The 11,032-nt window shown below is 57.9% G+C and carries 8 protein-coding genes; 1 reads left to right on the top strand and 7 read right to left on the bottom strand.

Features of this window, described 5'->3' with window-relative positions; translation table 11 throughout:
- Positions 1-53: 53 nt before the first annotated feature.
- From CKW18_RS05030 to aceK, 3 genes are all read right to left on the bottom strand, one after another.
- Positions 54-632: a DUF4276 family protein gene (locus CKW18_RS05030; RefSeq protein WP_095187760.1), complete on the bottom strand. Its 579-nt coding sequence runs from the start codon at positions 630-632 to the stop codon at positions 54-56.
- Positions 629-1,816 (bottom strand): AAA family ATPase, encoded by a 1,188-nt coding sequence (locus tag CKW18_RS05025; protein ID WP_095187841.1) that lies wholly within the window; start codon positions 1,814-1,816, stop codon positions 629-631. Before CKW18_RS05025 ends, CKW18_RS05030 begins: the two co-directional genes overlap by 4 nt.
- A gap of 97 nt (positions 1,817-1,913) precedes the next feature.
- On the bottom strand, positions 1,914-3,635 hold the full coding sequence (gene aceK / locus CKW18_RS05020) for a bifunctional isocitrate dehydrogenase kinase/phosphatase (protein ID WP_095187759.1): 1,722 nt from the start codon (positions 3,633-3,635) through the stop codon (positions 1,914-1,916).
- 227 nt (positions 3,636-3,862) lie between these two features.
- On the opposite strand from aceK, the gene CKW18_RS05015 reads away from it, so the two are divergent.
- Positions 3,863-4,771: a DMT family transporter gene (locus CKW18_RS05015; RefSeq protein ID WP_095187758.1), complete on the top strand. Its 909-nt coding sequence runs from the start codon at positions 3,863-3,865 to the stop codon at positions 4,769-4,771.
- 123 nt (positions 4,772-4,894) lie between these two features.
- On the opposite strand, the gene CKW18_RS05010 is transcribed toward CKW18_RS05015, so the two are convergent.
- The 4 genes from CKW18_RS05010 to CKW18_RS04995 are packed head-to-tail and all read right to left on the bottom strand — an operon-like array spanning position 4,895 to position 10,085.
- Complete coding sequence (locus CKW18_RS05010) at positions 4,895-6,475, bottom strand: aldehyde dehydrogenase (NADP(+)) (protein ID WP_095187757.1); 1,581 nt, start codon at positions 6,473-6,475, stop codon at positions 4,895-4,897.
- A 24-nt stretch (positions 6,476-6,499) separates the two neighbouring features.
- On the bottom strand, positions 6,500-7,495 hold the full coding sequence (araD1, locus tag CKW18_RS05005; protein ID WP_095187756.1) for an AraD1 family protein: 996 nt from the start codon (positions 7,493-7,495) through the stop codon (positions 6,500-6,502).
- 55 nt (positions 7,496-7,550) lie between these two features.
- On the bottom strand, positions 7,551-8,726 hold the full coding sequence (locus CKW18_RS05000) for an L-rhamnonate dehydratase (protein WP_095187755.1): 1,176 nt from the start codon (positions 8,724-8,726) through the stop codon (positions 7,551-7,553).
- A gap of 33 nt (positions 8,727-8,759) precedes the next feature.
- On the bottom strand, positions 8,760-10,085 hold the full coding sequence (locus CKW18_RS04995; protein WP_095187754.1) for an MFS transporter: 1,326 nt from the start codon (positions 10,083-10,085) through the stop codon (positions 8,760-8,762).
- Positions 10,086-11,032: the final 947 nt, after the last annotated feature.

Raw genomic sequence — 11,032 nt, 5'->3', positions numbered from 1 at the left:
GCATTGCAGAAAATTTACCACACAACAATCAAAATCATCGCATAGGAACCCGCTTATAGAGCAAGAAGCTCGCGCTCCAAAAATTTTATACCCTCAACCAAATTACGAAAACTATCAGAACGGACATTATCAATATCTAAATAAAGCCCAATATCACGAGACCCACTAATTTTTTCATACTTCTGCTTACTTACAACTTTCAACTCATGACTCGGCGACACCAAGTAGTCAGGATTGCGAAATTTTGCGACATTCTGCTTTTCGCTTATACCTTTTATAGCGAGAGCTTTCTCTACAGCCTTAAGATCCGCAAGATAAAAGGTTTCCAACTCCCTGCATGCAATACGGACCAAGCTAACCGTGCCCCTCCCAGAATCATGACACTTCGCGACCAACCTCGACTTTAGAGCTATGCAATTTGGATCACTATCCTGATCCCGCATTACGACGAAACGAGCCTCCGTATTCACGTATCCTTTCATACGCATAACCATCCGCTTTTCGAGATCCTGCTTACCTTCAAAGGCAATCAATCTAAAATCAATTCGCTCATCAAGCATTCTTGGTAACAAACTTTCAAGCATGACTTTCGCAGAGCGTTCTTCCAGTAAAAAAACCAGCTCTTTTCTCATTGTGGATCGGCCCCATCAAAAAAGCCTTGTTTCCACAGGTAACCTAATTGATCACCATCAGCCATATAGGCACAAATTTGCGGATCATCCTTTGCACGTCGAACTTCAGTTCCACCTTCTTTCTTTACCAACCAGCAAACCTCATCCAATTCCGCAGCATTTAGGAAGTCAGGTGAATGAGTGGATACGAGAACCTGACCGCCTCGTAATGCATAGCCTCGAAACTCTTCTGCAAGCTCTTGCATCAATGTTGGATAGAGCTGATTCTCTGGCTCTTCAACACACAATAGAGGGTGTGGTACAGGGTCATGTAGCAGCACCATATAAGCAAACATTTTAATTGTCCCATCAGACACATAACGATCTAAAAATGGCGTTTTGAAGGCGCCATCTTGAAATCTGAGCGTCAAATAACCATCAGCCGTTAAAAGTGGCTCAATCGTTTTTACCCCTGGCACCCTTCTAGACATAGTCTCCAATATTTTTTGAAACTGTTCCGGATGCTGCTCATACATATAACGAGCAACCAGCGGTAGATTATCGCCAGATTCAGACAAATGTTCGGAATCACCGGAAGGCTCCTTTCGCCCCCTTGCAGAACTGATATGAAAATCGGAAACATGCCACTGTTCAATTAACTGCCTAAAAGCATTAGCAGCCTTGAATTTTTCAAACTGACCTAACCCTTTAATAGCTAACGTATCAGAGGCAACCGATTGATACTCACGATCCAACTCCTCATCAGAACGTTGAAAATCTTCTTCGTTGGTAATGGCAAAGCCTTGACCATTTTCAAAGTCGAGAAACCGGTATGGACTACCATAACGTCCACGTTTATATCGGAGGATTTCACGCTTAACATATGGAATATTATTTTTATCACCAATTTCAAGAGAATAGGTGACCAGTCGATTAACTCCAGCGATGGGCATTCGATATTGAATCTCTATAAGAATGGTATCTCCATCACTATCCCTACTAAGCACCTCTCGAAAGCGTCCACGGCTATCTAGTGCCTGCCTAACATTTCCCTTCAAGCAATCATGCAAAAAACCAAAAACATCAAAAAGTGAAGTTTTCCCTGCACCGTTCGCTCCTACCACAATTAAGAAGGGGGGAATATCTTTTAAGTGCACATCGCGGAAAACTTTAAAGTTTTTTAGCCGAATTGATTCGATTTTCATGGGTGCCTCGACCATCCAAGCTGTCGTTTGATTAGACTGGCATTGTCACAGACCGCCTAAACAAATGCCATTCATCCTCAACACAAAGGCCGCGCCTTCATTCATTATCGAGGCCCTTACGCCGATACGGAAACACATCAATCACCTTCCCCGCCCGAATCGCCTCCTGCAGGCTCTTCCAGTAATCGGCGTTGTACAACTCGCCATGCAACTGATCGAACAACTTGCGTTGCCCCGAATCGGCAAACAGAAACGGCGGAAACTCCTCGGGGAATACATCCAGCGGCCCGATCGAGTACCACGGCTCGGAGGCCATTTCATCCTCCGGCGTGCGCGGCTGCGGGATGTGGCGGAAGTTGGCCTCGGTCAGAAAACAGATCTCGTCATAGTCATAAAACACCACGCGCCCGTGCCGGGTGACGCCGAAGTTCTTCAGCAGCATGTCACCGGGAAAGATGTTCGCCGCCGCCAGCTGCTTGATCGCCAGCCCGTAATCCTCCAGCGCCTCACGCACCTGCGCATCGTTGGCGTTTTCCAGGTAGAGGTTGAGCGGTGTCATGCGTCGCTCGGTCCAGCAGTGGCGGATCAGCACGGTGTCGTCTTCCACCGACACCGTCGACGGCGCAACGTCCAGCAGTTCTTCCAGGCACGCAGGGTCGAACTTGCTCAGGGGAAAGCGGAAATCGGCGAACTCCTGGGTGTCGGCCATGCGCCCGACCCGGTCGACACTTTTCACCAAACGGTACTTCTCGATCACCGTGGCGCGGTCGACGTTTTTCGACGGCGAGAAGCGGTCCTTGATGATTTTGAATACGGTGTTGAAACCCGGCAGCGTGAATACGCTCATGACCATGCCGCGCACGCCCGGGGCCATGATGAATTGGTCATCGGTGCTGGCCAGGTGATTGATCAGCGCCCGGTAGAACTCGGACTTGCCGTGCTTGTAGAAGCCGATCGAGGTGTACAGTTCGGCAATGTGCTTGCCCGGCAGGATCCGCCGCAAGAAGCCGATGAATTCCGCCGGCACCGGCACGTCGACCATGAAATACGAGCGGGTGAAGGAGAAGATGATTGACACGTCGGCTTCGTCGGTGATCAGCGCATCGATCTGAATCCCGCGACCTTCGCGGTGCAGCAGCGGAATCACCAGCGGCCACTGCTCGTCGCGAGTGTAGATGCGCCCGACCAGATACGCGCCTTTGTTGCGGTACAGCACCGAGGAAAACAGCTCGACGCTCAGCTCCGGGTCTTTGCATACCCAGTCCGGCAGGTTCTCGCGCAGTTGCGCTTCGAGGCGGCGCAGGTCGCCCGGCAGGTCGGCGTAATCCTCACTGAAGCGGTAGTCGGCAAAAATGCTCGCCAGCATCCCCGACAACTGGCCCTGCGGTTTGTACGTGCGGGTTTGCGCGGCGCGGGCACGGCGCAGGCTGGGCCGGGTGGTGTGGATGAACATGCAGCCGTCGCTGATCAGGTCATGGCTGAACAACCCGCAGAAAATCGAGTTGTACCAGGTCTCGGACAGCTCATCGTCGAAGCGCAGGTCGATGACGCTGATGTAGGCGCTTTTCACCAGCGGCCAGCAACTGACGTTCATCAGTGCTTCTTCGTCGAAATGTTCACGCAGCCGAGCGATGGTTTCGCCGACCTTTTCTTCGTAGAGATTGATCCGCGCCGCCGACGCCGTCTGGATCTCCTGCCAGCGCGCCTGCTCGAAGCGCTCCCGCGCGCCGTCGGTGATCCGGCGGAAATGCTCGCGGTAATCGTCGAAGCCATCGAGGATCATGCGGGCGATATCGGTGGCGGGCCATGGCTGCGGCATAGATCAAACCTCTGCGTGCATGTGGAATGCTTGAGCTTAGCCACGGAACCGGCCAGAGGAGAAGTGCAATTTCGGCCAAAACCTCGTCGTAGTTGCACACGGCAGGGATTATTCGTTGCCGGCGTAAACAATGGACCGGTCAGACCAAAATTAAATGCCTGATTAGCGGTTGCCATCGTCAGGGCGCTCGGCAACACTCTCGTCCCGATCAAGGAAGGAGTGCTGTCGTGAGCCCTGTCGATATTTTCCGCATGCTGTCGCTGGCAGCCATCTGGGGCGCAAGCTTCCTGTTCATGCGCATTATTGCGCCGGTGATCGGTACGATTCCGACAGCATTTTTTCGCGTGTCGATTGCGGCCGTCGGGCTGCTGGTGATCCTCGGGCTGATGCGTATCAGCTGGGATTTCAAAGGCAAGCTGAAAACCGTGATGTTGCTGGGTGTGATCAACTCGGGGATTCCGGCGACGCTGTATTCGGTGGCGGCGCAGGTGCTGCCGGCGGGTTACTCGGCGATCTTCAACGCCACCACGCCGTTGATGGGTGTGTTGATTGGCGGGTTGTTCTTCAGTGAAAAACTCACCGCTGCCAAGCTCAGCGGCGTGTTCCTCGGACTGTTCGGTGTCGGCGTGCTCACCCGCGCAGGCCCAGTGGCATTCGATCTGCAACTGCTGATGGGCGCCCTCGCCTGTCTGCTAGCGACCACTTGTTACGGCTTCGCAGGATTCCTCGCGCGACGCTGGCTGGATCAGGCCGGCGGGCTGGACAGCCGCTTGTCGGCGGTGGGCAGCATGCTCGGCGCAACGCTGTTTCTGTTGCCGCTGTTCGGCTACAGCGTGATCACCGCGCCACCGGCCAGCTGGGGCGGCTGGAATGTCTGGCTGTCGCTGCTGGGCCTGGGTCTGGGCTGCACGGCGTTTGCCTACATCATCTACTTCCGCCTGCTCAGCTCCATCGGACCGGTGAAGTCGATGACCGTGACCTTCATGATCCCGGCGTTCGGCGTGTTGTGGGGGGCATCGTTGCTGGATGAACCGCTGTCGATGGCGCATCTGTATGGCGGGGTGTTGATTGCCATTGCGTTGTGGCTGGTGTTGAAGCCGGCGGTGGTGAAGGCTACCGAGGTAGCGGCCCGCTAGTTTGTCGGGGCTGCTGAAACCGTCTTCGCGGGCAAGCCCGCTCCCACACTGGATCTGTGCAGCAACATAGATCCCTGTGGGAGCGGGCTTGCCCGCGAAGAGGCCCGCACAGGCACTGAAAATCTACAGCGCCAGTTCACTCACCTCGCCATCCACCAACCGCCGAATCCCCAGCGGATTGGCATCCTGCAACGCCTCGGGCAACAACGCATCCGGGTAATTCTGGAAGCACACCGGCCGCAAGAACCGATCGATCGCCAGCGTCCCCACCGACGTCCCGCGCGCATCCGAGGTCGCCGGATACGGCCCGCCATGCACCATGGCCTCACACACTTCGACCCCGGTCGGATAACCGTTGAACAGAATCCGCCCGACCTTTTCCTGCAACAGCTCGGCCAGCCAGCGGTACTCCAGCAACTCCCCCGCCTCACCGATCAACGTCGCCGTCAGTTGCCCGCGCAAACCTTGCAGCGCTTGCGCCAACTGCACCTGATCCTCCACTTCAATGATGATGGTAGTCGGGCCGAAGACTTCTTCCTGCAGTAGCGCATCGCCGTTGAGCAACAGGCTGACGTGGGCCTGAAACACCTGCGGCTGGGCCTGATTGCCTTGCTGCGGATGACCGGCCAGGTGTGTCAATCCCGGATGCTCGTGCAACTCGCCAAGGCCTTTGCTGTAACTGGCCAAGGCGCCGGCATTGAGCATGGTCTGTGCCGGTTGGCCGCTCATATTGGCGCAGAAGCGCCGAACAAACGTGCTGAATTGCGGTGAGCGCAAACCGATCACCAGACCGGGATTGGTGCAGAACTGCCCGCAACCCAGTGTCACCGAACCGGCCAGCTGCGCGGCGATCTGCTCGCCGCGCACGTCCAACGCTTCAGGCAGCAGGAACACCGGGTTGATGCTCGACATCTCGGCGAACACCGGGATCGGTTGCGCGCGGCTCGCGGCCATCTGGCTCAGGGCATTGCCGCCCTTGAGCGAACCGGTGAACCCTACCGCCTGGATCGCCGGATGCTTGACCAGCCATTCACCGACTCCGCCGCCGTAGACCATGTTGAATACACCGGCAGGCATTTCGCAGCGTTCGGCGGCACGGATGATCGCGTCCGCCACCCACTCGGCCGTGGCCATGTGGCCGCTGTGGGCCTTGAACACCACCGGGCAACCAGCGGCCAGCGCCGAGGCGGTATCGCCACCCGCGGTGGAAAACGCCAGCGGAAAGTTGCTCGCACCGAACACCGCCACCGGACCGAGGGCAATGCGGTATTGGCGCAGATCCGGACGTGGCAACGGCTGACGCTCAGGCAGCGCCCGATCAATCCGCGCACCGTAGAAATCGCCCCGGCGCAGGACTTTGGCAAACAGCCGCAACTGGCCGCTGGTGCGGCTGCGCTCGCCCTGGATACGGGCAGCGGGCAATGCGGTTTCACGGCATACGGTAGCGACGAACTCATCGCCGAGGCCGTCGATTTCATCGGCGATGGCATCAAGGAACAACGCGCGTTTTTCCGCGCTGAGGTTGCGGTAAACCGGATAGGCAGCAGCGGCGGCTTTGGCAGCAGCGTCCACCTCGGCTTCGGTGGCCTGGACGAAATGCCCCGGCAGCGCCTCACCCGTGGTGGCATCGAGACTTTGCAGCTGCACGTTGCCTTGGGCGCTGCGGCGGCCGCCGATGTAGTTGTGACCCAGTAGCGATGTCATGGCAATTCCTCAAACAATTGGGCGTTACAGCGCACGTACCTGACCGATGGCCAGCGGCTGGGCGCTTTCGCCGATGCCGTTTTCCAGCGGCGCGCCGAACGCGTCGAGGCTTATCTGGAAGCGGTCACCCGGACGGGTTTTTATGCCGTCAGCAAACGACAGCGTGGCGGTGCCGAAGTAATGCACATGGACATCGCCGGGACGCAGGAACTGCGCGTATTTGAAGTGGTGGAATTCGAGGTTGGCGAGGCTGTGGCACATATTGTCTTCGCCACTGAGGAACGGTTTCTCCCACAGCACTTCGCCGTCACGCAGGATGCGGCTGGTGCCGGCCAGATCGGTAGGCAACGCGCCGACCCGCAGCTCCGGGCCGTAGGCACAGAAGCGCAGTTTGGAATGGGCCAGGTACAGGTAATTACGCCGCTCCATGATGTGGTCGGAAAACTCGTTGCCCAGCGCATAACCGAGGCGATACGGCAGACCGTCGTCGCCGATCACGTAGAGGCCGGCCAGCTCTGGTTCTTCGCCCGCGTCTTCGGCAAACGGCGGCACCGGGAAATCCGCGCCGGGGCGCACGACGATGTTGCCGTCGCCCTTGTAGAACCATTCCGGCTGCGCACCGACTTCGCCGGCCGGCGGTTTGCCGCCCTCGATGCCCCACTTGAAGATGCGCATGGTGTCGGTCATGCCCGCTTCGACGGCGCCATCGTGCTGGTGCATTTTGTCTCGGGCCGAGGCGCTGCCCAAGTGGGTCAGGCCGGTGCCGCTGATCAGGCAGTGGGCCGGATCTTCGTGATCCAGCGGCGGCAGAACCCGCCCCTGTTGCAGCAGCTCGGCGTAATCGGGGCCGAGCTCAGTGCCACGCAGGGCCACTTGCTCTGGCAGACCGTGGCGGGCGCGAATCGCCGCCAGCGCCAGTTCGCGGGTGCTGACGGTGTTGCGCACGACGTGAACCTGCGACCCCTCGACGAGCCCGACCTGGCGCTGGCCAGCGGTGTTTTCAAATTGAATCAGGCGCATGTGCGGCCCTCCGGAAATACATGGATGGCGCCGCCCGCAGGCGACGCCCGGCAGGTCATTCGATGATGTTGAAGTCGCTCAAATACTCATCGGAGATTTCCAGGCCCAGGCCCGGCTTGTGGTCGTCGAGCTGGATATAGCCGTTGACCGGTTGCGGCTCGCCCTTGAACACGTAGTAGAAGAGTTCGTTGCCGACCTCGACGTCGAACACCGGAAAGAACTCGGCCATCGGCGAGGCCGTGGTGGACATGGTCAGGTGGTAATTGTGCATCTGCCCGGCGTGGGGGATCACCGGCACCGACCACGCTTCGGCCATGGCGTTGATCTTGCGCGCGGCGGTGATGCCGCCGACGCGGTTGGTGTCGTACTGGATGACGTCGATGGCGCGACGTTCGAGCAAGTCCTTGAAGCCGTAAGAAGTGAATTCATGCTCACCGCCGGAGATCGGCATGATGCCCATTTTTTTCAGCTCGATGTAGCCTTCGATGTCGTCGGCGATCACCGGTTCTTCCAGCCAGCGCGGTTCGAACTCGGCCAGTTTCGGTAGCATCCGGCGGGCGTATTCGAGGGTCCAGCCCATGTAGCACTCGAGCATGATGTCGACGTCGGGGCCGGCCAGTTCACGCAGGGCGCGCACTTGCTCGATGTTTTTGCGCATGCCGGCCGGGCCGTCCTTCGGGCCGTAGCCGAAGCGCATTTTCAGCGCGGTGAAACCCTGGTTCAGATAGCCCTGCGCCTCTTCAAGAAACAGGTCGAGGTTGTCATTGGCGTAGAGCTTGGAGGCGTAGGTCCAGATCTTTTCCTTGGTGCGCCCACCGAGCAGTTTGAACACCGGCTTGTTCACTGCTTTGCCCATGATGTCCCAGATGGCGATGTCGATGGCCGAGATCGCCGCCATGCCGATGCCTTTACGGCCCCAGGCGTGGCTCTGTCGGTACATCTTCTGCCAGATGTACTCGTTGTCGAACGGGTCCTCGCCGATCGCAATCGGCGCCAGATAGGTGTCAATGATTTCCTTGGCCACACGCGGTGCCAGGGCGCAGTTGCCGATGCCGACCAGACCGGTGTCGGTTTCGATTTCCACCACCAGCCAGCCGTGGAAACGGAACGAGCCCATGGCATCGCCACGCTCGAAGAGAATGTCACTGGCGTTGGTGCAAAAGTGCGCCTGTGGTGGCACGACTTTGCCTTTCCATTCGAAGACGCGGGTACGGATCGCTTTGATTTTCATGAATACGGTTCCTTGCTAACGCTTAAGTAGTGATCAGCCAACCTGAGCCGGTGTGAGCTGCGAGGGAGAAACAGGGGTTTGCGTGGTGCGAAGTCGGGACAACAGGACGGCGCCAACGAGGCCGACCAAAGCCAGGGCAAACATCCCGGCACGGGGGTCGGCAAACGAGGTTTCCATCACGGTTTTCAGGTTCGGCGCGACGAAGCCGCCGAGGTTGCCGATGGAGTTGATCAGGGCGATCCCGCCAGCGGCGGCAGCACCACTGAGGTAACTGGTGGGAATGGTCCAGAACAGTGGCTGCACCGAAACGAATCCGGCGGCCGCGAAGCAGAAGGCGAGCACCACCGGCACCATGCTGGTACCCAAGGCCGACGCCGCGATGCCAAGGGCGGCCATGGTCAACATGCACACGGCGAGGCGGCGGTGCTGGCCGGTGCGGTCGGCGTAACGAGTGACGATGCGGGTGACGATCAGCGCGCAGATCCACGGGATCGCCGTGATCAGGCCGACGTTCAAACCGACATGACCGTCGAGCAACCCGGCAATGCGCGTCGGCAGGTAGAACACCACGCCGTAAACACTCATCTGAATGGTGAAATACGCCAGGCAGAATTGCAGCACTCGCGGGTTGCGCAAGGCACTCAGAAAACCGTGGGGGCTGGAGTCTTTTTTCTTCGCGTCTTCTTCATCGAGCGCCGTTTGCAGCGCCTGCTTTTCTTCGGCACTCAACCATGTCGCTTGGGCCGGACGGTTGACCAGATAGAAGTACGCGGCGATGCCCACCACCGAGGCCATCAAGCCTTCGACGACGAACAGCCACTGCCAGTTGGTCAGGCCGAATACGCCATGGAAGTCCAGCAACCAGCCGGACAACGGGCTGCCCAGTACCAGCGCCAGCGGCAGGCCGAAATAGAACAGCCCGAGCGCCTGACCACGACTCTGCGCCGGGAACCAGTAGGTGAGGTAAAGAATGATGCCCGGGAAGAAACCGGCTTCGGCCACACCGAGCATGAAGCGCAGGACGTAGAAGGTTTCGGCGTTGTGGGCAAACATCATCGCCGCCGAGACCAGGCCCCAGGTGACCATGATCCGGCACAGCCAGACCTTGGCGCCGAGGCGATGGAGCATGTAGTTGCTCGGCACTTCGAAGAACGCGTAACCGATGAAAAAGATGCTCGCGCCGAAGGCGAACGCCGCATCCCCCAGCCCGGTATCGGCCTGCAGCGCCGCTTTGGCGAAGCCGACGTTGGAGCGGTCGATAAAGGCGAGGATGTACATCAGGATCAGAAACGGCAGCAGGCGCAGCCGGCTTTTGGCGATGGCACTGGACAGAGCCAGGGCGGAATCTGGACGGGTCATGTGAAGGTTCCTTTGCTGCCGGTATGTGCCCTGCGGAAGTGACAGGGCGGGCTTTTTGTAGTTGTTGGTCGCCTGAACAGGCGTTCAGTCGATGGAGCGACTGTAGCCAGCGCGAAGGGCTGCCGGATAATCACTTATGCGTATCCGGCGATAACCTGCGGTGATCGCATCAAGTGATTTATAGGCAGATAGGGTTATCAGGGCTGCACACAAAAAAATGTGGGAGCGAGCCTGCTCGCGAAGAGGGTGTGTCAGTCGACATTGATGCCCTCTGACCCACCGCTTTCGCGAGCAGGCTCGCTCCCACCGGGGGTAATGTGACGTTGTTCTGGATACGGAAAAAAGCCATCTCCAGGCCGATTGAATTATTTGCCACACACAAAACAAAAGTGGGAGCGAGCCTGCTCGCGAAGAGGGTGTGTCAGTCGACATTGATGCCCTCTGACCCACCGCTTTCGCGAGCAGGCTCGCTCCCACCGGGGGTAATGTGACGTTGTTCTGGATACGGAAAAAAGCCATCTCCTGGCAGATTGAATTATTTGCCACACACAAAACAAAAGTGAGAACGAACCTGCTCGCGAAGAGGGTGTGTCAGTCGACATTGATGCCCTCTGACCCACCGCTTTCGCGAGCAGGCTCGCTCCCACCGGGGGGAATGTGACGTTGTTCTGGATACGGGAAAAAGCCATCTCCTGGCCGATTGAATTATTTGCCACACACAAAACAAAAGTGAGAGCGAGCCTGCTCGCGAAGAGGGTGTGTCAGTCGACATTGATGCCATCTGACCCACTGCATTCGCGAGCAAGCCCGCTCCCACAGGGGGAATGTGACGTTGTTCTGGATACGGGAAAAAGCCATCTCCTGGCAGATTGAATTATTTGCCACACACAAAACAAAAGTGGGAGCGAGCCTGCTCGCGAAGAGGGTGTGTCAGTCGACATTGATTC

Origin of the sequence: Pseudomonas sp. Irchel 3E19, assembly GCF_900187585.1 — a bacterium.
In the GTDB taxonomy this organism is placed as follows: domain Bacteria; phylum Pseudomonadota; class Gammaproteobacteria; order Pseudomonadales; family Pseudomonadaceae; genus Aquipseudomonas; species Aquipseudomonas baetica.
Note: the sequence above shows the minus strand (reverse complement) of the source record. Positions and strands in the feature narration are given on the sequence as shown.